The following is a 20,300-nucleotide window of genomic DNA, read 5'->3' on the forward strand; positions in this document are numbered from 1 at the left end:
GTCGCGCATGAGCTATCGTTTCCTCGCACGGCTCGCCCGCGGTGCCCATGTCGCTTTCGGCCTGTTCATGGTGTTCGCGCTGATCGCGCCGCTGATCACAGCGGTGCCGATCTCCTTCAGCGCCGGCAGCTTTCTTAGCTATCCGCTGCCGGGGTTTTCGCTCCAGTGGTACGAGAAGGTATTCTTGGCGGGACCCTGGCTCGACGCGTTGTGGAACAGCCTGATCGTCGGCGTGCTGTCGACGCTGATCGCGACCCCGCTGGGCACTCTCGCGGCCTTCGCCTTCGCGCGTGGCGGGCTGCCGATGCCGACCACGCTGCTCGGCATCCTGATCGCGCCGATGATCGTGCCGCCGGTGATCACCGGTCTCGGGCTCTATTTCGCCCTCGCCGAGATCGGCCTCACCTCGACACTGGCGGGTGTGGTCATCGCCCATGCCGTGCTGGCCGCACCCTTCGTACTGATCACTGTGAGCGCCACGCTGCAGGGCTTCGACTTCCGACTACTGCGCGCGGCCGCCAGCCTTGGCGCCTCACCGGTGCGGGCCTTCTTCAACGTGCTGGTCCCGCTGATGGCACCGGGCATCATTTCGGGCGCGCTGTTCGCCTTCGCTACCTCGTTCGACGAGGTGGTGGTGACGCTGTTCATCGCCGGCCCGGCACAGCGGACCATGCCACTCAAGATGTTCGAGGGCATTCGCGACAACATCGATCCCTCGATCCTGGCGATGGCGTCGTTCCTGATGTGCGTTGCCATCGTCACGCTGGCGAGCGCGAGCCTTCTGATGAAAAACCGATCTAAGAGGATGAACTCCGATGAGTGAAAAACACAACCCGGCAGACGGCATCGCCTTCGTCAACGGCGCCTATGTCCCGCTCGCCGAAGCGAGCATCCCGCTGGTGGACCGCGGTTTCGTGCGCTCCGACGCCACCTATGACGTCGTCCATGTCTGGAACGGTCGTTTCTTCCGCCTCGACGACTATATTGAGCGCTTCCACGACTCGATGCGCGCCCTGCGCATGAGCCTGCCCTTTTCGCGCGAGCAAATCGCCGAAATCCTCACCGAGTGCGTGCGCCGCAGCGGCCTGCGCGACGCCTATGTGCAGATGACCTGCACGCGCGGCATTCCAGCGCGCGGCTCACGCGATCCGCGCCAGTGCGAGAACCGCTTCTACGCCTTCGCCCAGCCCTTCGTGTGGATCGCCAATGAGGAGCAGCGCCGCGACGGCCTAAAAATGGTGATCAGTTCCGTTCAGCGCATCGCGCCGGAGGCCGTGGACACGCGCGTAAAGAATTTCCACTGGCTCGACCTAACCATGGGCATCTTCGAAGCCTACGACAATGACGCGACCGTGCCGGTGCTCGTCGACGGCAAGGGCCACATCACCGAAGGACCCGGCTTCAACATCTTCGTCGTGCAGCGGGGCGAACTCGCCACGCCCGACCGCGGCGTGTTCGAAGGTATGACCCGGCGCACCGTGCTGGAGTTTGCCGGCGAGCTTGGCATTGCCTGCGCGCCGCGCCCGGTTACCATCGAGGAACTGCGCGAGGCCGATGAGGTCTTTCTGACCAGCACCGCTGGCGGTGTCTTGCCGGTCACGGTGATCGACGGGCGCATCTATGGCAACGGCAAGCCCGGGCCGGTGACGCAGCGCCTCAGTGAGCTCTACTGGGCGCGCCACAATGAGGGCTGGAAGAGCAAGGTCATCGATTACGGCGCGCAGGCGGCCTGATGATGGCGAACGATGACGGCGTTTTCATCGTCACCGGCGGGACCCACGGCATTGGCGCGGCCTGCGTGCGGCGTCTTGCGCAGGCGGGAGGCCGCATCGTCTTCACCGGTCGCGATCATGCAGCCGGTGAGGCGCTGGCGGCCGCACTTCCGGGAACCGTGTTCGTCGTCGGCGACGCCTCCATCGAGGCGGACTGCCAGGCGGCGGTCGCCACCGCGCTGGATCTGGGCGGCGGGCGCATCGCCGGCCTCGTCAACAATGCCGGCACGAGCGCGCGCAAGGCTTTTGATGCCACGAGCTTCGAAGACTGGAACCGGCTGATGGCAGTGAACGCCGGCTCCGCCTTCCTGTTCTCGCGCCACGCGCTGGCGGGGCTGAGGGCGGCGGGCGGGGCGGTGGTGACGGTCTCGTCAGTCGCCGGCCTCGTCGGCGAGGAGGGGCTTGCCGCCTATACCGCCTCCAAGGCGGCGCTGCTCGGCCTCACCTATGCGCTGGCGCTGGAGTGCGGGGAGCAGGTCCGCTTCAACGCGGTCTGCCCCGGTCAGATCGCCACGCGCATGATGGCCAATACCCTCGCTATCCCCGGACGACGCGAGTTACTTGCCTCCCGCATCCCGGTGCGCCGGCTCGGCACGCAGGAAGATGTCGCCGAGGCGGTGACGTGGCTGCTCTCGCCGGCGTCCTCCTTCATCAACGGTGTCGCTCTCACCGTGGATGGCGGGGAGACGGCTGGGCTCGCGAACCCGCCGCCGTCCACTTCCCCAACGACGTGATGTCGCCATGATTACGCCCTCCTACCGAAGCGATGTTTGATGACGAGCGAGACGCTGATCGAGTTTGATCGAGTGCAGAAGGCCTATGGCCGGCATCTGGTCATCAAGGACCTGAATTTGCGGGTGCGACGGGGCGAATTTCTTACCCTTCTCGGCGCCTCCGGCTCGGGCAAGACCACCTCGCTGATGATGCTCGCAGGCTTCGAGGAGCCCACGCGCGGCGAGATCCGCATGAACGGCGTGCCGATCGAGCACGTGCCGCCGCACCGTCGCGGGATCGGAGTGGTGTTCCAGAACTACGCGCTGTTTCCGCATATGAGCGTGGCGCAGAACCTTGCCTATCCGCTGCGCATGCGCGGCATGAGCCGTTCCGAGATCGAGGCAGGAGTGAAGCGCGCGGTCGCCATGGTTCGGCTGCAGGGGATGGAGGAGCGCAAGCCCGCCATGCTCTCGGGCGGGCAGCAGCAGCGCGTGGCGCTGGCGCGGGCGCTGATCTTCCGGCCCGAGCTGGTGCTGATGGACGAGCCGCTGGGCGCGCTCGACAAGAATCTGCGCGAGCACATGCAGTTCGAGATCAAGGAACTGCACCGTCAGCTCGGCGTCACCGTGGTCTATGTGACGCATGACCAGTCGGAGGCACTGACCATGTCGGACCGTGTCGCCATCTTCCACAACGGCGATGTCGTCCAGATCGCTCCGCCGGGCGATATCTACGAGAAGCCGGCCGATGCCTATGTCGCCGGCTTCGTCGGCGAGAACAACCTGATCGAGGTGACCGTGGACGGCCATGAGGGCGATGGTGCGCGAGTCCTGCTGCCCTCAGGACAGAGCGTGACAGTGCCCTCGCCACTCGCGGAGGGCGCCCGCGCGATCCTAGCGGTCCGTCCCGAGAAGCTGAGGATCGGGGCTGAGGCCGAGGGGCTCGGCTTACGTGTTGGCGCGCGTGTGACCGAGGTTGTGTATCTCGGCGATCAGATCCGCGCCTTGCTCGATTTCGGTGCCGGGCAGATCGCGATGGTGAAGCTGCCGGTGGCGGCATCGAGCCGACCGCAGGTCGGCGACCAGATCATGGTGGGATGTGATCCCGCGGACACGCGCCTGTTCCCCGAGCCCTGACGGCACGGACAGGTCGGCCTTACGAAGCGGACGAATTCCGTTCGGCCGCTCGATTCACGCGGGCATTTTTGGGCGACGCTGTCCCCGCTCGCGCAAACATGCCGAATAGTGTCCGCGGCATTCTCGGGGAACCTGCGTCCACCGAAAATGCACGGTTGCTCAAGCGAGCGGCAATCCCTGTTCGGCCATGACGCGGCGTAGCCCCGCCTCGATATCGGCGGGGCGGGCGCAGGCAGCGGCCTCGAGTACCTTGGAGATGCTGGGCGAAGCCTCGCCGCCATGCACCCGCTGCACGGGCTGGTCGAGGTTGTCGAAGCAGCGGGTCTGCACCTCGGCCGCCAGTAGGCTTCCATAAGAGGTCCCGAGCGCTCCCTGCTCCACCACGAGCACATTCCCGGTCTTCTCGATCGAGGCCTCGATGGTCTGCCAGTCGAGGCCCGCGCGGTCGAGCGAGCGCAGGTCGATGATCTCGGCGTCGAGCCCCAGCATCTCCACCACCTCGCTCACCTGGCGCACCATGTTGAGATAGGTCAGAACCGTCAGCGCCGAGCCTTCGCGCACCACCTTGGCCTTGCCGAGCGGAATGAAATAGTCGAGGTCGTCGACGGGGACGGGACCCTGCATGTTGTAGAGATCGACATGCTCGATCACCAGCACCGGGTCTTCGCAGGCGAGCGCGCTGTTGAGCAGCCCGACATAGTCGAAGGGCGTCGAGGGCGCGACGATGCGCCAGCCGGGCGAAGTGGCGAAGATGCCGGCCGGGTCCATCGAGTGCTGAGAACCGTAGCCAGTGCCCATCGCGACCTTGGTGCGCAGCACGAGCGGCACCTTGGCGTCGCCGCCGAACATGTGCCGCGCCTTGCCGATCTGGTTGAACACCTGGTCGGCAGCCACCCACATAAAGTCCGGATACATGAACTCCACAACTGGGATGAAGCGCCCGTCCATGGCGAGGCCGCCGGCGAGTCCGGTAAAGGCGGCCTCGCTGATCGGGGTGCCGAGCACGCGGTTGCCGAATGCCGCCGCGAGGCCGCGCGTGGCGCCGTTGGTGCCCCCGCGCAGCCGGTGGACGTCCTCGCCCATTATTACGATGCGCGGGTCCTGCTCCATGCGCCGGTGCATGACATCGGCCACGACATCGACGAACCGGACCTGCCGCACCGCCCCGGTGAAGCTCTCAAGCTCGGCCGTGCGTGTGTCTTGCAGTTCGGTCAGATCGCCGCGAATGCCGAAGTCGCGGAAATCCTCCTGCGGCCACAGGGCCGGCCGGATGCGCTTGCGTCCCTCCGGGGCTTCGATGAGTTCGGCGGCGACCTCGTGCATCAGCGCGACGGAGCGCTGGCGCAGCGCCTCGACCGCGTCCGAGCTGATGAGCTGGCGTCGCTGCATCTCGGCGGCGACTCGTTCGAGCGGATCGCGCTGACGCCACTCGCTTTCCTCGACCTTGCTGCGATAGCCGAAGGCGCTGCCCGGCAGGGGACCGTTCTGGTGGAAGAAGCGGTAGACATCAGCCTCGATGATGGTCGGGCCGCCGCCGCCGCGCATCACCTCGAGTGCCTGCTGGGTTGCCAGCATCACCGCGAGCGGATCCATGCCGTCGACCTTCCATGAAGGAATGGCGAACCCCAACCCCCGCGCGGAAAGCCGCGTCTCGGCGGTCGCTTCCTCCACATGGGTGGAGACCGCGTAGCGATTGTTCTCGATGAAGAAGCACAGCGGTAGCTTCCAGGCGGACGCAAGGTTCATGGTCTCTAGCACCGAGCCGATATTGACGGCGCCGTCACCGAAATAGGTGAAGGCCACGTCGCCGGTGCCCGCGCGCTTGTGGGCGAAGGCCGCGCCCGCGGCCAGTGGCGCACCGCCGCCGACGATGGCGTTGGTGCCGAGATTGCCGGCCTCCTGCCAGCGCAGGTGCATGGAGCCGCCGCGTCCGCGACAGAAGCCCTGGGCAAGGCCTAGGATTTCCGCCAGCGCCTTGCGGCCGAGATCGCGCACGCCCGCGGAATAGGGTTGGGCGACCGACAGCCCCTGCCGCTCCACATGGCCCAGCGCCTTCGCCAGGAACTGGTGGTGGCCGCGATGGGAGCCATTGATCTGGTCACTCGGGCGCATCAGCAGAGTCGAGCCCACGGCCCCGCCCTCCTGGCCGATCGCCGAATGGACCGGCCCGTGGACCAGCCCCTCGCCGGCCAGTTCCAGCACCTTTTCCTCGAAGGCGCGGATGAGATGCAGAGACACAAGCATGGTCTCCAGCAGGTGCAGATCGGCGGCGGCCCAATCCTCGTCTGTGCTCTGCAGTTCCTTCCACGGCGCGGCGGGCTTAAGCGAAATAAGGGAGGGCATCGGAATACTCCTGCGGAAGCGCTGCGCTCATCTGGGCGCCTGAAGTGAGACATACGGTCCGACAACGGCGCCTGTCGCTCATTGTATCCATACGAGGGGGCATGTGCGGTCAATACTAGGAGAAGTCATTCATATCATCATAAAATGGATACAATCATTAAAATCGGCGTGCGTGGGTTGAGGCGACCTGACTCAGGACGCGGCGCGCAGATGCCGGACGAGCAGGCGCCAAAGCTGATCGCGAATCTCCAGATGCGGCATATGGCCGACGCCGTCGAAGAGATGCAGCGCGACGTGCCCCGGCAGGACGCGACTATGGCGCGGGGGAATAATGCGGTCCTCTCGCCCGAACACGACGGAGACCGGCACGGAGATCCGGGCGAGGGCCGCGCGAATGCTGAAGGCCTGCGTACCATCGGGAAAGAGCGCGCGCGCCACGGTCTGCCGCGCGGCTTCGTCCTCGGGACGACCAAGACTTGCGCGAACCAGTGCCGCACTGATCAGAGCCTCGTCGGTTACCAGTTGCCTCAGCCAGGGGGCAAGGCTTTCGGGGCAGCGCGCCCGCGCGAGGCCGTCGATGAAGCCGCCATTGATCTCCGGTCCGAGACCGGCCGGAGCGATCAGGAACAGCGAACCGAGGTCGTGCGATCCCTCGGCCGTCACCGCCGTGGCGACGGCGCCGCCGAGCGAATGAGCCACCAGATCGACCCGCCCGAGATCGAGATGCGCCAGCGTGGCGGACACCGCCGCCGCGATATTGTCAAAGCTCTGGACGGGATAGCCCCGCGAGCCGCCGTGGCCCGGCAGGTCGATCCCCAGTACAGGCCGATTCAGCGGCGCGCCGGCAAGGAAGGGGCGCCAACCATTCAGGTCGGAACCGAACCCGTGAAGCAGGACAAGCGGTGCACCTTCCCCCTGTCGAAGCCAGGCATGGTGGAGCGCCGCCCGTCCCGTCTCCGAAGGTCGGGCGGGCGGGCGGGGGGGCTCTGCCTGCGCCGCTTCGGCGCTGGCCCGACGGGCATGCTCGACGTCCAGCCGGACGACGCGCCCACGTGGGCCGCTCCCCTTCAGAGCGCCGATGTCGAGACCGTAGGACTGCGCAAGGCGGCGTGCCAGTGGCGAGGACGTGGCTGCGCGCGAGCTTGGCTTCGCGACGATTATCTCAGGCGCGGAGTGAGGGGGGGCGAGCGGCGCAGGGCCGTCGGGGGCCATCAGCGTGCTGAGGCAAGGCCGTGCGGGGACCGGAGACAGCACTATATCCGCCTCCGTTTCATCTTCGCCAAGCAGCAGGCCGATGACCGCGTTCACCGGCACGGACGGGGTATCATCTGCAATGAGGAGTGGGCCGAGCACGCCATCCTCCTCGGCCTCCATTTCCATGATGGCCTTGTCCATTTCGATCTCGACCAACGCATCGCCTTTGGCGATCGGGTCGCCCGGCCGCTTCAACCAACGGAGTAGACGCGCTTCTTCCATGCCGGCGGTGAGCGAGGGCATCAGGATGTTTCTCGGCATGGCACCTTCCCGTGCTGTCTCCGTGCGCCTGCTTCCGGGCCACATTTAAGAAATGTATCCAACAACGATTTTACGGCGGCATAATGCGCAGGATATTCCGCGTTTATCAACTTATATGGATACATTTTTGGGGGAGGATGGCGCCACGGCACGCTGAGCCGTAAGGGGGCCGGCTCGATAGCATGTGAACGGCGACTGTCAAACGGCGTTTGTTGATTTCCGTCGAGAAGTGATGGAGTGGATGGTGGACCTATCGAACTCCAGAGCCGCACAAGACCGCCGGATCGATACTCCCCACTCGCTACACATCAGGCCGACGAGCTCGCGCTTGCGACCAGGCCTCAGATTTTTCGGCGGACGATATCCTGCAACATCTCCCGGTCGAGCGAGAGGTCGGCCACGAGCTTCCTCAGCTTCGTGTTCTCATCCTCGAGCTGCTTCAGCCGCCTCATCTCGAGCGGGGCGAGCCCCTCATACTTCTTCTTCCAGTTGAAGTAGGTCGCCTGGCTGATCGCAGCCCGCCGGCAGATATCCGCCACCGGCACGCCGTCCGCTCCCTGCTTCAGGATGAACGCCTTCTGCGCGTCCGAAAACTTGGATGCCTTCATCGTCTTCCGCTCCTCCCAGCCAAGGGATTCTGGCGCGGAAAACTCCAGCTTCAAACGGTCCAGTTTTCGGGGGGCAGATCAAACACGTTGTCGAGCCAGCGCCCTCGTCCGTCCACGGGGTTGAGGACGTCGGCCTCGGTCAGCGCTTCGGTGAAGCGTTGGCTGGTGAACTGGCTGAAGCGGTTGTCAACTTTGGTGTAGGGGCCGTAATCGACCAGGCAATCGCATCAGCGGCAGCTCGCCTACAATGGCATACATCGTGGGTAGAGCGGACAAATGGACCGGCCCGGCGATGTGTCTCCGATCGAGACTCTTTCATTCCGTGGCTGCGGACCGGCCACGGAATGGAGAAAGCGCTTCGGGAGCCGAGAGGCCCCGGGCCATCGATAGTGAGATCAACCCAGATTTGCCTTCGAATAATCGACGGCTGTCCCTAGCCAGCCTTGGCCCCGCCGGGTCCAGTAAGCGGCATGCAGCTCGCGCGTCACTTCTCCTGGCAGTCCATAGCCGAGCTTGCGTCCATCGACGGACGTAACCGGAATGATGCCACCGGCGGTCGTGGTAAGAAATACTTCTGACGCTCCGCGCAGCTCCTCGACGCTGACCGGCCGCTCAGTGATGTCGATGCCGCGCTCACTGGCCAGCTCAAGAACCGTGCGACGGGTCATGCCGTCCAGCACCCCATTCTTCGGAGTTCGAAGGCTCCCCTCGACAACCGCAAAGACGTTGAACCCCGGCCCTTCGGCTATGTTGCCGTCCGCATCCACCAGCAGCACAGTGTCGGTGTTGTGCTCATAGGCTTCGAGCAGGCCCATCTGGAAATCCAGCCAGTGGTAGTGCTTGACCATCGGATCGACAGACATCGAAGGCACGCGCACACGGGAACTGACGTGCAGGTTCAATCCTTTCTGCTGCTGCTCCTGGGTGGCGATCCACACATAGGGGAAGCAGAAGGCCTGGAAGCGGTTGGCGCACAGGCGGACGTCCCGGCTGCCGATGGGCGGAAAGCCGCGCGTCATGATGATCTGGACATACGCCTTGTCGAGGGCGGAGACGGCAACCAGCCGATGAACGATGTTCGAGATTTCCTGTCGGGTGACGGGAGAGCTCTTCATATGCAGCCGGCTCGTTGAGCGCTCGAAGCGGTCGAGGTGGTCTTCCAGTCGGAAGAACTGGCCGTTCCAGACAGAGATGGTCTCTTGACAGGCGTCCGACCGCAGGAAGCCCCAATCCAGCAGCGGGATGGTCGCCTTCTCCACCGGCAAGATTTCGCCGTTCACATATGCCGAACCCTTCGCGAACTCTGGCGACAGGGCCTCGCGCCCAAAGCTGCTGGAGGCAGGCCACGAAAGCGGCCGGTGGGCGGTATTTGCGTCGGACATGGGGGACCTCGGAATGGAAACAGTTGGGCTCTCGAACGAGCCCCTACACGGCCATAGGCGCTGGCCGCTCGACTTACGACGGCAACCTATCTATCAGTAGCTTCAAAATCAAGAAAATTTTTCCATTTCGAAAATTAAAGGCGGGCCGATGATGACGATGAGAAAACGCAAGCGTATAGCGCCCGAAGAGGGGAGCGGGTCCGTCGCCGAGTCCGTTTCAATCGGTCCTTTGCTGGCAGATGCCCGGCGCCGTAAAGGCTGGACGCTACAGGAGCTTGGCAGGAAATCCGGCGTCGCCATCGGAACTCTGTCCAAAATAGAAAATGGAAAGAGCGGCGCGTCTTTCGACACCGTGGTCCGCGTGGCGCGGGCGCTCGAAGTCAGCTTTGAGGATATTCTGTCCCCAAATGGCCCCAAGTTCGCCAGCGGGCGGCGAGCGATCACACGAAAGGGACGTGGGGTAAAATTCGGGTTCAACTATTACGAATACGAAATTCCATGCAATGATCTCGTCCGAAAAGCTATGATACCGCTGCAGATGACGATAAAGACGCGTGAGCTGATGCCGCGCAGCAAATGGCAGAGTCATCCCGGCGAGGAATACATATATGTTGTTTCCGGGGCGGTCGATCTACATACGGAAGTCTACGGTCCGGTGCGCCTCGAAGCCGGAGACAGCGTCTATTTCGACAGCATGATGGCCCACGCCTTGGTTAATGTGGGCGACGGTGACGCCTTCATGCTGTCGATTTGCCTGTCCGCTTCGCTCGACGAACTCTTCGCGAGCAACAGCGATCTCCGCGTCGAGCGTGGTGCTATAATTTTCGACAACGGCGAAGATTGACATTTTTCGAAAAAGAAATTCTATTCCTGGCGGCGCTCGACTTTCCAGGAGCAGCCTGCGCTGACGCAACGCCGACAGGGGACAAAAATGAAGTCGCTTCTCTCGCTTTCCGCGGCCGCCGCGCTCGCGGCCGTCATCAGCACGTCGGCCGTCGCCGACAAGCTCGACGACATCATCGGCTCGGGCACGCTGCGCTGTGCGGTTATGCTCGACTTCGCGCCTATGGGCTTCCGCGACGAACAGCAGAAGCCCTCCGGCTTCGACGTTGAGTATTGCAACGACCTCGGAAAAGCGCTTGGCGTCAGTGTCGAGATCGTCGACACGCCGCTCCCTGATCGTATCCCTGCCTTGCTTTCCGGCCGCGCCGATATTGCCGTCGCCTCCGCGTCCGATACTCTGGAGCGCGCCAAGACCATCGGCTTCTCGGTTCCCTACTTCGCCTTCACGTCGGTGATCCTTGCGCGCAAGGATGCCAATGTTAAGAACTATGCAGACCTCAAGAGCAAGACGGTTGGCACGCCGGCCGGCGCCACCGAGGGTCTAGCCCTGAAGGCTGACATCGAGAAATGGAAGGGCGGCGGTAGCTTCAAGGGCTTCCAGTCGCAAGCCGATGCTTTCCTGGCGCTGGACCAGGGACAGATCCAGGCCACCATCGTTCCCTCGACACTCGCGCAGGCCCAGGTCAAGAAAAACGCCGCTCTCGAGGTCGTCGGCGATGCGCCCTATGTCGCGGACTATGTGGCGCTGATGGCTCCCCGCGGCGAATACGGACTGATCAACTATCTGAACCTGTTCATCAATCAGCAGGTCCGCACCGGCCGCTACGGCGAACTCTATGCCAAATGGATCGGCGGCGCGCCGGCCTCGCTCGTCGTACCGAACGTCTATCGCTGACGGTCACCCGGTGCGGCTCTCCGGCCGCACCGGCATCGGACCAGGATATGAGTTTCATGAACTACACCTTTCATTGGTTACCAGCGTTCCGCGCGCTTCCGGACTTGCTTTGGGGGGCGTTGGTAACGCTTCAGCTTGCCGTTTCGTCGATGATGCTCGGTACCGCACTCGCCGTGTTGCTTGCGGTCGCGGGAGCATCCCGACACCGGGCGTTGCGCGCCTTCGCCAGTGGCTGGGTCGAACTTGCGCGCAACACGCCGGCTCTGTTCCAGATCTACATGGCCTATTTCGGCCTAGGCTCCTTCGGCATCCATCTTGACAGCTTTGTGGCGCTGATTGCCGGCATCACCTTCAACAATGCCGGCTACCTTGCGGAAACTTTTCGCGGTGGCCTGAGAGCCATTCCCGGCACACAGATGCGGGCCGCGCGCTCGCTCGGCATGGGGGCTATCCAGGCGCTCCGGCTGATCGTGCTGCCGCAGATGTTCCGGGTGGTGTTCTACCCGCTCACAAACCAGATGGTCTGGGCGATCCTCATGACCTCACTCGGGGTCATCGTAGGGGTCAACAGCGACCTAACAGGAGTGACCCAGGATCTCAACGTAAAGACCTTTCGGACATTCGAGTATTTCTCGCTCGCTGCCATCATTTATTACGTGCTCGCCAAAAGCGTTACCCTTTCCGCGCGCCTATTGGCGTGGCGCCTGTTCCGATATTGAGGAATTTGAGCGATGTTTTCCTCAATTTTTTACACCAACATGACGTTTACCGACTTGATGTTTATCCTGAAGGGCGCCGGAGTCACGCTGAGCGTCACCTTCTGGGCGGTTCTTGGCGGCACGCTTCTCGGCATGGTGCTTGGCGTCATCCGTTCCATTGTCCCTTGGTGGATCAACGCGCCGCTCGGACTTGTGCTCGATGTATTCCGCTCGGTCCCCCTTCTAATCCAGCTCGTTTTGGCCAACGCATTCAAGCCGATCATCGGCTTGAATTGGTCACCGTTCACGGTCGGCTGCATCGTTCTCGCGCTGTACACCTGCGCCTATTGCACCGAGATTGTCCGCTCGGGTTATCTCGCAGTGCCATCTGTCACGCGGCGGGCCTCCCGTTCTCTCGGGCTGACCTGGTGGCAGGATCTGACAGAGATCGTCTATCCCATCGCGCTGCGGGTCGCGCTGCCGAGCTGGATCGGCCTCGCGCTCGGCGTGATGAAGGACACCGCGATGGTCTGGTGGATCGGCATTGTCGAGCTTCTGCGGTCTTCGCAAATCGTCATAACCCGGATTCAAGAGCCGCTCTTCGTGCTTGCGGTTGCCGGGCTTATCTATTTCCTGATGAGTTTTCCCATTTCACGTCTGGGTGCCCGACTTGAAGGGCGCTGGCGCGAGAACGACTGAGAGTTCCATGTCGATCGAGATCCAGAACGTTCACAAATCCTTTGGCTCGCTGGAAGTCGTCAAGGGTGTCACCATGACCGTCGAGAAGGGAGAAGTCGTCTCCGTCATCGGCGGCTCAGGTTCTGGCAAATCCACTCTGCTCATGTGCATAAACGGTTTGGAGCCGATCAACGCGGGCCGTATCCTCGTGGACGGCACGGATGTTCATGTCAGAGGAACCGACCTCAACAAACTCCGTCGCAAAATCGGCATCGTCTTCCAGCAGTGGAACGCCTTTCCGCACCTCACCGTGCTGGAGAACGTTATGCTTGCCCCACGCAAGGTGCTGGGCAAGTCGAAGGCCGAGGCCGAGGCCATCGCGGTCCAGAAGCTCTCCCATGTAGGCCTTGCCGAGAAGCTGAAGGTCTATCCCTCCAGGCTCTCCGGGGGCCAGCAGCAGCGCATGGCGATCGCCCGCGCCTTAGCCATGTCGCCTGACTACATGCTCTTCGACGAGGTGACCTCGGCCCTGGATCCCCAATTGGTCGGCGAAGTGCTCGACACCATGCGCCTGCTCTCCAGCGAGGGCATGACCATGATCTGCGTCACTCACGAAATGGCATTCGCACGGGAAGTTTCTGACCGTGTCGCCTTCTTCCATAAGGGCCGGATCCACGAGATCGGCCCCTCGAAACAGATCTTCGGCAGCCCGGAGCGGCGGGAGACGATCGATTTTCTGAAGGCAAGTGCCCGCTGAGGCGTCGGTCCTCTCCTCGTGCCGAAGGCAAACAAACACATGGCTTACGTCGGAGGCATCGCCGACGACTTCACCGGGGCGAGCGATGTCGCCAACACGATCGCCAAGGGCGTCGCGCCGGAAGGCGGGCTGCGCACGGTGCAATATCTCGGCGTCCTACGACCAGCGCCGGCACCGACGTCGAAGCCTGCGTCATCGCGCTGAAGAGGCGCTCCATCCCCGCCGAGGAAGCGGTCAAGCAGTCGCAGGCGGCGCTCGACTGGCTGCTGGCGCAGGGCTGCCGGCAGATTATCTTCAAGTACTGCTCGACGTTCGATTCCACCCCCGCGGGCAATATCGGTCCGGTTAGCGAGGCGCTCGCCAAGCGCCTTGGGGTCAGAGGCGTGATCGCGTGCTCGGTGTTCCCCGATGCCGGGCGGACCATCTATAAGGGCCACCTCTTTGTCGGCGACCGGCTGCTGAACGAATCGGGCATGGAGCATCACCCGCTTAACCCGATGACCGACCCGGACATGCGGCGCTGGCTGCGCCTCCAGACGACCGAGCCCGTCGGCCTCGTCGACTGGAGCATCGTGCCACGGGCCAGATGCCGTGCGCGAGGCACTGGCGACGGCGGACGGACGCGGCGAGCGCCTCGTGATCGTCGACGCCATCAGCAATGACGACCTGCTGACGATTGCAGAAGCGTGCAAGGACGCGAAGTTCCTCACCGGCGGCTCCGGCATCGCCCTTGGCCTGCCGCGCAACTTCATCAAGGCCGGTCTCGCCAAGGGTGGCGCGCCGGCGATCGACGCCATCGAGGGTCCGGAGGCGGTGCTGGTCGGCAGTTGCTCGCGCGCCACGCTCGGCCAGATCGAGCGGCACTCGGCTAACCATCCCGTGTTCGCCATCGACGTCGAGCAGGTGATGGCTGGCACGCTGGCCTCGGACGACCTCGTCGCTTTCATCAAGGCCAATGCTGGCAAGGCGCCGCTGGTCTATTCGTCCTCCAAGCCCGAACAGGTGGCGGCGCTGCAGGAGCGCTACGGCCACGAGGCGGTCGCCCACAAGCTCGACACCCTATTCGCTAGGGCGGCCAAGACCCTGTTCGATGCCGGCGTGCGCCGCATCGTCGTCGGCGGCGGCGAGACTTCGGGCGCGGTGGTCTCGGCGCTCGGCGTCACGTCCTTCCGCATCGGCCCGGAGATCGACCCCGGGGTGCCGGTGCTCGTCACCGAGGACGACACCGGACTGAGCATGGCGCTGAAGTCTGGCAATTTCGGCGCCGTCGATTTCTTCGCGAAGGCGCTCGGCACCATCTCGGCGAAAATAGCCTGAGGAACGAAACGATGGACGAGAAGGCGACGCGTGAACTGCGAGTGCGCCTGTCGCGCTCGCTGTTCGAGCGCGGCTATTCGGTCGGTTCGGCCGGCAATATCAGCGTCGCCATCGACGACGGGATCCTGATGACCCCGACCAATGCCAGCCTCGGCTTCCTTGAGGCGGACCGCATCTCCAAGCTCGACCGTTCGGGCAAGCAAATCTCGGGCGACAAGCCATCCAAGGAGGTGTTCCTGCATCAGGCCTTCTATGAGACCCGGCCCGGCACCGGCGCGGTGGTGCATCTGCACTCGACCTACGCAACCGCGCTATCCTGCCTGCCGGACCTCGACGCGCAGGACTGCATCGCCCCGCTCACCCTTTACGTGGTGATGCGGATCGGGCAGGTGCGGCTGTTGCCCTATGTACGGCCTGGCGAGCCGGCCATGGGTGAGATAATCCACGAGCTGAAGGGCGCACACGCCGCCGTGCTGCTGGCCAATCACGGCCCGGTGGTCTCCGCCAAGGACCTGATCACCGCAGTCTATGCTGCCGAGGAGCTGGAGGAGACCGCCAAGCTGCTCGTGCTGCTGCGCGGCCGGAATCCGCGCCTCCTGACCCGGGCCCAAATCGAGGAGCTCAACACCGCCTACCCGAAGTGATGTCTACCGATTGGACGAAGCAGCCGATCATTGGCGAAGGCCCGGAGCGGGGCGCAAAGCGGAAGTTGCTGAAAGGGTCGTGCAGGGTCAGCTATGGCTCAACCATGATCGTCGACGCACAGACGATCATATGCGGTCCAAGAACCTGCGAGGACCATGCCCTGCATCAGCCGTTCGACGGTGCAGCGCGCGTCGTCGACTCCCTCGCGCATCATCTGTCGCCAGACCTTACGCGCTCCATAGACCTCGAAGTTCTCGGCGAACACGCTCTCGGTCTCGGGGCGCAGAACCTCGTCTCGCGGCGCCGGTGCCGAGCACTTCGACGGATCAAGCCTCCGGGCGACATGCGCATGATAGGTCGATGGAGTGATTGACAGCACCTTGCAGAGCGGCTCGATCTTCGCCGCAATCGAGACACTTGCTTGCCAGCGCGACGGGTGAACAGAGCCGCCCCGCCCGATCCGTGCCGCAAACCTGGAAACTCCGCTTGGCCAGGTCGATCGCAAGGACATGAACATCTGGCATGTGCTCTTCCCCTGAAAGCGCCACCACGGCCCCGCCGGACACAATGCGTGCCCGCTGGAGGGGGCATCCACCCCATTAGTTCAAGGTGCCATAGACACGGCAGCCACGTTCCGCGAACTTCAGCGCGGTGGCCCGGCCGATGCTGGATGAGACCCCGGTAACGAGGACGACTTTCTCGGACGACATGATCGTTCCTTTGTTCATTGCTTTGAGATGAGAGCGCCTGAAGGCTCTCATTCGGCGGCCAGGGCCGGGTGCGGTACAGGCGTCCGGGCGGCCTCCGCGTAGGCCTCGTCTGCGGTCGGCTTGATGCGGAACCAGGCGGCGTAGAGCGCAGGGAGGAACAGGAGGATCAGCGCGGTGCCGACGGCGGTGCCGCCGATCAGCGTGTAGGCCATGGATCCCCAGAACACGGAGTGGGTCAGGGGAATGAAGGCCAGCACCGCCGCCAGCGCGGTCAGGATCACCGGACGCGTCCGCTGGACGGTCGCCTCGATGACGGCATGATAATCGTCAAGGCCGGCGGCCCTGTTCTCCTTGATCTGCTCGGTGAGGATCAGCGTGTTGCGCATGAGGATGCCGGCGAGCCCGATCAGGCCGAGAATGGCGTTGAAGCCAAAGGGCTGATTGAACAGGATCAGCGTCGGCACAACGCCGGCGAGGCCGAGCGGCGCGGTCATCATCACCATGGTCATCGTCGAGAGGCTGCGGACCTGCAGGATGATGACGATGAGCATCGCGGCGATCATCAGGGGGAAGATCTTCACCAGCGCGACATTGGCCTTGAGCGATTCCTCGATATTGCCGCCCATCGCGATGCGGTAGCCGACCGGCAGCGACGCAATCAGAGGCTGAAGCGCCTGCATCACCTGCTTGGAGACTTCCGGCGGCTGCGTGGCCTCGTTGATGTCGGCGCGCACGGTGATGACGGGCGTGCGGTCGCGACGCTTCAGGATCGGCTCCTCGAAGCGAATTTCGGAATGGCCGATCTGATCGAGCGGAACCTGCCGCCCGTTGCGGCTCATCAGGGAAAAGTCCGCCAGCCGGCCCGGATCGAGACGGTTCTCGCCGGCGCTACGCGCTACCACGGGCACGTTGCGGATGTTCTCACGCACCTGCGTCACGGTGAGGCCGGTCAGCAGCAACTGCATCTGTTGGGCCGCCTCCGCGGGCGATAGGCCGATCAGGTTGAGCCGGTCCTGGTCGGGAACGAAGCGCAGTACGGGCGCGCGGTTGCCCCAGTCGCGGTTGGCCTGCCGCACATCCGGCACGCTGGCCATGAGGGCAAGGGCCTTCTCGGAGATGCGATACAGCTCCTCCGGATCGGGCCCCATGATGCGGAATTCGACGGGGAACGGCGTGTAGGGACCGAAAACGAGCTGTGTCACCCGCACATAGGCCTCGGGTGCGAGCCCCTCGGCGATGGCCGCGCGTAAATCGTGCTTCAGTTCCTCGCGCGCTTCCGCGTCCGGGGTCAGCACCACGATCTTGGCGAAGGACGGGTCCGGCAGTTCCGGCGCCATGGCGAAGAAGAAGCGCGGTGCCCCCTGGCCGATATAGCTGGTGACGATCGTCGCCTCTGGCTGTTCCTGCAGCCAGCGCTCCACCTTCTCGACGGCGGCCGTCGTGGCCTCAATGCTGCTGCCTTCCGGCATGCGCACTTCGACCAGCACCTCGGGGCGGTCGGATGTCGGGAAGAACTGCTGCTTGACGGCACCCATGCCCATGACGGAGAGCGCCATGGCGACGCCCACCACGGCGCAGGTCATGAATTTGTGCCGCACGGCGAATTTGATCGCGCCACGCAGGCGCTGATAGTTCGGGGTGCTGTAGATCGCGTGGTGGCCGCCCTCGATCGGCTTGATCGCGGGCAGCATCTTGACCCCGAGATAGGGGGTGAAGACCACGGCGACGATCCAGGAGACGATCAGCGCGAAGCCGACCACCCAGAAGATGTTGCCGGCATATTCGCCGGCGGCGGAGGCGGCGAAGCCGACCGGCATCAGGCCGATAATGGTCACCAGCGTGCCCGAGAGCATCGGCGCCGCCGTATGGCTCCAGGCATAGGCGGCGGCCCTGATGCGGTCCATGCCCTCTTCCATCTTCACCACCATCACCTCGATAGCGATGATGGCGTCGTCGACGAGCAGGCCGAGCGCCAGGATCAGCGCACCCAGCGTGATGCGGTCGAAGAAGCGGCCGGTCTCCAGCATGATGAGGAAGACCACGGCCAGCGTCAGTGGCACGGCGAGCGCCACGACGATGCCGACGCGCCAGCCCAGGGCGACGAGGCTCACGAACAGCACGACGCCAAGCGCCATGACGAACTTCAGCATGAACTCGCCGACGGCCGCGTCGATGTTGACGGCCTGATCGCTGACCTTTTCGAGCGTCATGCCGAGCGGCAGTGTCGCCGCGATCGCGCTGGAGCGGGCTTCGAGCGCCTTGCCGAGTTCCAGCCCGTTCCAGCCTTGCTGCATCACCGCCGCCAGCATGATGGCGGGTTCGCCGTCATGGCGGATGATGTAGCTTTCCGGATCCTGATAGCCGCGCCGCACCTCGGCGACATCGGAGAGCTTGAGCGTGCGGCCGCCGGCGACGATGGGGGTGTCGGCGATGGCCTCGAGGCTGTCATAGGCGCCATCGAAGCGGATGAAGACCTGCGGTCCGCGCGTATCAATGGAGCCCGCCGGCGTCACCGTGTTTTGGCGTTGAAGGGCGGTGGCGATGTCCTGAGCGGACACGCCCAGCGTCGCGAGCTTGGTGTAGGAGAACTCGACGAAGATCTGCTCGGGGCGTTCGCCTAGAATGTTGATCTTCTTCACACCGGGAACGTGCAGCAGGTCCTGCCGGATCACCTCCGCCTGCCGTGCCAGCTCGCGCATGGGCATGCCCTTCGCCTTCAGAGCGTAGAGGGCGAAGCTCACGTCGGAGAACTCGTCATTGATGAAGGGGCCAAGGACGCCGGGCGGCAGATTGCGCGCCTCGTCGCCGATCTTCTTGCGCGCCTGGTAGAACTCCTCCTCGACGGCCGAGGGGGGCGTGTTGTCCTTGAGCGTGACTGTCAAGAAGGCGAAGCCGGGGCGCGCGATGGTCTCGACCCGGTCGTACCAGGTCAGTTCCTGAATGCGCTTTTCCAGCGGCTCGGCGACGAGATCCTGCATCTCGCGGGCCGTGGCGCCCGGCCAGGCCACCGTGACCGTCAGGGTCTTGATGGTGAAGGAGGGATCTTCCGCCCGGCCGAGCTTGACGAAGGCGTAGACGCCCGCAGTCGCCAGAAGGACGATGAAGAACAGCGTGACAGCCCGCTCGCGAACCGCGAGCGCGGAGAGATTCAAGCTCATGGGGCGCTCCCCGTGACCAGGGCTGTTCTCACGGTCGCGCCGTCCTTCAGCAGATGCGCACCCAAAGCCACGACTTCTGCACCGAGAACGACGCCGGTGAGGGTGGCCTCCTCGCCGCCGAGGCGTTTAATCTCCACCGGGACGAAGCGCACGGAGGACGAGGCGCGATCGACAACCCAGACGCCGGTGCGCGCGCCATCATCCAGCACCGCGCCGATGGGGACGGTCACGGCGGGCTGGTCCTCGCCGCTGGCGATGGTGATGGTCACGGTCGAGCCGAGCGGGGCCGAGGCCGCTGGGCCATCGAGCACGTAACGGGCTTCATAGGTGCGGGTCTGGGCATCGGCGGCATTGGAAATCTGTCGCAGCCGTGCCGTGCTGGGCGTGCGCGTGCGGCCATAGACGCTGGCCCTGGCCGACGACCCCAGCGCCGGGCGGATCGTTTCGGGAAGCGCAACGACGGCTTCGCGCGGCCCGGCATGGGCCAGTTGGACGACGGTTTGGCCGGCAGCGACGACTTGCCCGGGCTCGCCGAGCGTGGCGACGACGGTGCCGTCCGCGCCGGCCGTCAGCGTGGAATAGGTGGCCTCGTTCTCGGCGACATCGGCGTCCGCCTGCGCCGTGTCGAGCTGCGCCTGCGCGGTGTCCAGCGTGGCCTTGGCCTGCTCGTAACGCTGAGGGGTTGCGGCAAGGCCACCCTTCACCAGCGCGGCGTAGCGTTTCTCATCCGCGCTGGCCTGAACCAGCACCGCGCGGGCAGCGGCCACGGCGTTGCGTTTGGCAGCCAGCGCAAGACGCAGATCGGTGTCGTCGATCCGCATCAAGGGTTGGCCCGCCTTGACGGTCTGACCGACATCGACCAGCCGCTCGACGATCTTGCCGGGCACGCGGAAGCCGAGATTGCTCTGCACCCGGGCCTCGATCAGCCCTGTGAAGCTACGCTCGATGCCTTTTACGGGAGCGGCCATCGCCACGCGAACGAGCGGAGCTTCCTGCCGAGGATCGCTCACAGGCCCGGCGTGGGGAAAGGAAAGTGATAGCCCGACAGCGCCGATGACGCCGGCCGCCGCGATCGCGCCACCTGCCAGAATGAATGCGAGCCTCTTCATGTCCGCCGCCTGCCAGATTA

At 64.3% G+C, this 20,300-nt stretch carries 18 protein-coding genes and 2 pseudogenes; 13 read left to right on the top strand and 7 right to left on the bottom strand.

Features of this window, described 5'->3' with window-relative positions; genetic code table 11:
* Positions 1–7: 7 nt before the first annotated feature.
* From ACP2AH_RS06820 to ACP2AH_RS06835, 4 genes are read left to right on the top strand one after another with little or no spacing between them, the layout of a single operon-like run.
* The gene (locus ACP2AH_RS06820) at positions 8–823 is read left to right on the top strand and encodes an ABC transporter permease (protein WP_425105106.1); all 816 of its coding nucleotides are present in this window, start codon (positions 8–10) and stop codon (positions 821–823) included.
* Complete coding sequence (locus ACP2AH_RS06825; protein ID WP_425105107.1) at positions 816–1,733, top strand: aminotransferase class IV; 918 nt, start codon at positions 816–818, stop codon at positions 1,731–1,733. The genes ACP2AH_RS06820 and ACP2AH_RS06825 overlap by 8 nt, the downstream gene beginning before the upstream one ends.
* Positions 1,733–2,506, top strand: a complete 774-nt coding sequence (locus tag ACP2AH_RS06830; protein WP_425105108.1) for an SDR family NAD(P)-dependent oxidoreductase — start codon at positions 1,733–1,735, stop codon at positions 2,504–2,506. The genes ACP2AH_RS06825 and ACP2AH_RS06830 overlap by 1 nt, the downstream gene beginning before the upstream one ends.
* A gap of 39 nt (positions 2,507–2,545) precedes the next feature.
* On the top strand, positions 2,546–3,622 hold the full coding sequence (locus tag ACP2AH_RS06835) for an ABC transporter ATP-binding protein (RefSeq protein ID WP_425105109.1): 1,077 nt from the start codon (positions 2,546–2,548) through the stop codon (positions 3,620–3,622).
* Positions 3,623–3,781: 159 nt separating this feature from the next.
* Here the strand turns inward: ACP2AH_RS06835 and ACP2AH_RS06840 are convergent, their stop codons facing one another.
* The 4 genes and pseudogenes from ACP2AH_RS06840 to ACP2AH_RS06855 form a co-directional block, all read right to left on the bottom strand.
* The gene (locus ACP2AH_RS06840; RefSeq protein ID WP_425105110.1) at positions 3,782–5,965 is read right to left on the bottom strand and encodes an alpha-ketoacid dehydrogenase subunit alpha/beta; all 2,184 of its coding nucleotides are present in this window, start codon (positions 5,963–5,965) and stop codon (positions 3,782–3,784) included.
* 192 nt (positions 5,966–6,157) lie between these two features.
* A complete protein-coding gene (locus ACP2AH_RS06845) occupies positions 6,158–7,480 on the bottom strand; it encodes an acetoin dehydrogenase dihydrolipoyllysine-residue acetyltransferase subunit (RefSeq protein ID WP_425105111.1) in 1,323 nt (440 codons plus the stop codon).
* A 219-nt stretch (positions 7,481–7,699) separates the two neighbouring features.
* Positions 7,700–8,088, bottom strand: a pseudogene (locus ACP2AH_RS06850) (transposase); the annotation flags it as partial.
* A 395-nt stretch (positions 8,089–8,483) separates the two neighbouring features.
* The gene (locus tag ACP2AH_RS06855) at positions 8,484–9,470 is read right to left on the bottom strand and encodes an aminotransferase class IV (protein ID WP_425105112.1); all 987 of its coding nucleotides are present in this window, start codon (positions 9,468–9,470) and stop codon (positions 8,484–8,486) included.
* Between the two features lie 148 nt (positions 9,471–9,618).
* Here ACP2AH_RS06855 and ACP2AH_RS06860 point away from each other — a divergent pair, with 148 nt between their 5' ends.
* From ACP2AH_RS06860 to otnC, 9 genes and pseudogenes are all read left to right on the top strand, one after another.
* The gene (locus ACP2AH_RS06860; RefSeq protein ID WP_425105113.1) at positions 9,619–10,314 is read left to right on the top strand and encodes a helix-turn-helix domain-containing protein; all 696 of its coding nucleotides are present in this window, start codon (positions 9,619–9,621) and stop codon (positions 10,312–10,314) included.
* Between the two features lie 87 nt (positions 10,315–10,401).
* Entirely contained in the window at positions 10,402–11,208 is an 807-nt protein-coding gene (locus ACP2AH_RS06865) for a transporter substrate-binding domain-containing protein (protein ID WP_425105114.1), read from the top strand.
* A 56-nt stretch (positions 11,209–11,264) separates the two neighbouring features.
* Complete coding sequence (locus ACP2AH_RS06870; RefSeq protein ID WP_425105115.1) at positions 11,265–11,927, top strand: amino acid ABC transporter permease; 663 nt, start codon at positions 11,265–11,267, stop codon at positions 11,925–11,927.
* Positions 11,928–11,951: 24 nt separating this feature from the next.
* Entirely contained in the window at positions 11,952–12,605 is a 654-nt protein-coding gene (locus ACP2AH_RS06875; protein ID WP_425105370.1) for an amino acid ABC transporter permease, read from the top strand.
* A 7-nt stretch (positions 12,606–12,612) separates the two neighbouring features.
* Positions 12,613–13,341 carry an amino acid ABC transporter ATP-binding protein gene (locus ACP2AH_RS06880; RefSeq protein WP_425105116.1) on the top strand — a complete coding sequence of 243 codons (729 nt, stop codon included), beginning with the start codon at positions 12,613–12,615 and terminating at the stop codon, positions 13,339–13,341.
* Between the two features lie 39 nt (positions 13,342–13,380).
* Complete coding sequence (locus tag ACP2AH_RS06885) at positions 13,381–13,545, top strand: hypothetical protein (protein WP_425105117.1); 165 nt, start codon at positions 13,381–13,383, stop codon at positions 13,543–13,545.
* Positions 13,546–13,556: 11 nt separating this feature from the next.
* Positions 13,557–14,016, top strand: a pseudogene (locus tag ACP2AH_RS06890) (four-carbon acid sugar kinase family protein); the annotation flags it as partial.
* A 138-nt stretch (positions 14,017–14,154) separates the two neighbouring features.
* A complete protein-coding gene (locus tag ACP2AH_RS06895) occupies positions 14,155–14,658 on the top strand; it encodes a nucleotide-binding domain containing protein (RefSeq protein ID WP_425105371.1) in 504 nt (167 codons plus the stop codon).
* 11 nt (positions 14,659–14,669) lie between these two features.
* Entirely contained in the window at positions 14,670–15,302 is a 633-nt protein-coding gene (gene otnC, locus ACP2AH_RS06900; protein WP_425105118.1) for a 3-oxo-tetronate 4-phosphate decarboxylase, read from the top strand.
* Positions 15,303–15,400: 98 nt separating this feature from the next.
* On the opposite strand, the gene ACP2AH_RS06905 is transcribed toward otnC, so the two are convergent.
* The 3 genes from ACP2AH_RS06905 to ACP2AH_RS06915 form a co-directional block, all read right to left on the bottom strand.
* A complete protein-coding gene (locus tag ACP2AH_RS06905) occupies positions 15,401–15,820 on the bottom strand; it encodes an IS3 family transposase (RefSeq protein WP_425105119.1) in 420 nt (139 codons plus the stop codon).
* Positions 15,821–16,060: 240 nt separating this feature from the next.
* Positions 16,061–19,171, bottom strand: a complete 3,111-nt coding sequence (locus ACP2AH_RS06910; protein ID WP_425105120.1) for an efflux RND transporter permease subunit — start codon at positions 19,169–19,171, stop codon at positions 16,061–16,063.
* Positions 19,168–20,280, bottom strand: coding sequence for an efflux RND transporter periplasmic adaptor subunit (locus ACP2AH_RS06915; protein WP_425105121.1), 1,113 nt, complete (start codon positions 20,278–20,280; stop codon positions 19,168–19,170). Before ACP2AH_RS06915 ends, ACP2AH_RS06910 begins: the two co-directional genes overlap by 4 nt.
* Positions 20,281–20,300: the final 20 nt, after the last annotated feature.

Source organism: Ancylobacter sp. (genome assembly GCF_965249975.1).
In the GTDB taxonomy this organism is placed as follows: domain Bacteria; phylum Pseudomonadota; class Alphaproteobacteria; order Rhizobiales; family Xanthobacteraceae; genus Ancylobacter.

Excerpts from the sequence above, each read along its gene's own strand:
- ACP2AH_RS06845 (WP_425105111.1), bottom strand. The coding sequence starts at position 7,480 with ATGCCGAGAAACATCCTGATGCCCTCGCTCACCGCCGGCATGGAAGAA.
- ACP2AH_RS06825 (WP_425105107.1), top strand. The coding sequence starts at position 816 with ATGAGTGAAAAACACAACCCGGCAGACGGCATCGCCTTCGTCAACGGC.
- ACP2AH_RS06885 (WP_425105117.1), top strand. The coding sequence starts at position 13,381 with ATGGCTTACGTCGGAGGCATCGCCGACGACTTCACCGGGGCGAGCGAT.
- ACP2AH_RS06820 (WP_425105106.1), top strand. The coding sequence starts at position 8 with ATGAGCTATCGTTTCCTCGCACGGCTCGCCCGCGGTGCCCATGTCGCT.
- ACP2AH_RS06855 (WP_425105112.1), bottom strand. The coding sequence starts at position 9,470 with ATGTCCGACGCAAATACCGCCCACCGGCCGCTTTCGTGGCCTGCCTCC.
- ACP2AH_RS06830 (WP_425105108.1), top strand. The coding sequence starts at position 1,733 with ATGATGGCGAACGATGACGGCGTTTTCATCGTCACCGGCGGGACCCAC.
- ACP2AH_RS06905 (WP_425105119.1), bottom strand. The coding sequence starts at position 15,820 with ATGTTCATGTCCTTGCGATCGACCTGGCCAAGCGGAGTTTCCAGGTTT.
- ACP2AH_RS06835 (WP_425105109.1), top strand. The coding sequence starts at position 2,546 with ATGACGAGCGAGACGCTGATCGAGTTTGATCGAGTGCAGAAGGCCTAT.
- ACP2AH_RS06870 (WP_425105115.1), top strand. The coding sequence starts at position 11,265 with ATGAACTACACCTTTCATTGGTTACCAGCGTTCCGCGCGCTTCCGGAC.
- ACP2AH_RS06865 (WP_425105114.1), top strand. The coding sequence starts at position 10,402 with ATGAAGTCGCTTCTCTCGCTTTCCGCGGCCGCCGCGCTCGCGGCCGTC.
- ACP2AH_RS06915 (WP_425105121.1), bottom strand. The coding sequence starts at position 20,280 with ATGAAGAGGCTCGCATTCATTCTGGCAGGTGGCGCGATCGCGGCGGCC.
- ACP2AH_RS06910 (WP_425105120.1), bottom strand. The coding sequence starts at position 19,171 with ATGAGCTTGAATCTCTCCGCGCTCGCGGTTCGCGAGCGGGCTGTCACG.
- ACP2AH_RS06880 (WP_425105116.1), top strand. The coding sequence starts at position 12,613 with ATGTCGATCGAGATCCAGAACGTTCACAAATCCTTTGGCTCGCTGGAA.
- ACP2AH_RS06840 (WP_425105110.1), bottom strand. The coding sequence starts at position 5,965 with ATGCCCTCCCTTATTTCGCTTAAGCCCGCCGCGCCGTGGAAGGAACTG.
- otnC (WP_425105118.1), top strand. The coding sequence starts at position 14,670 with ATGGACGAGAAGGCGACGCGTGAACTGCGAGTGCGCCTGTCGCGCTCG.
- ACP2AH_RS06860 (WP_425105113.1), top strand. The coding sequence starts at position 9,619 with ATGATGACGATGAGAAAACGCAAGCGTATAGCGCCCGAAGAGGGGAGC.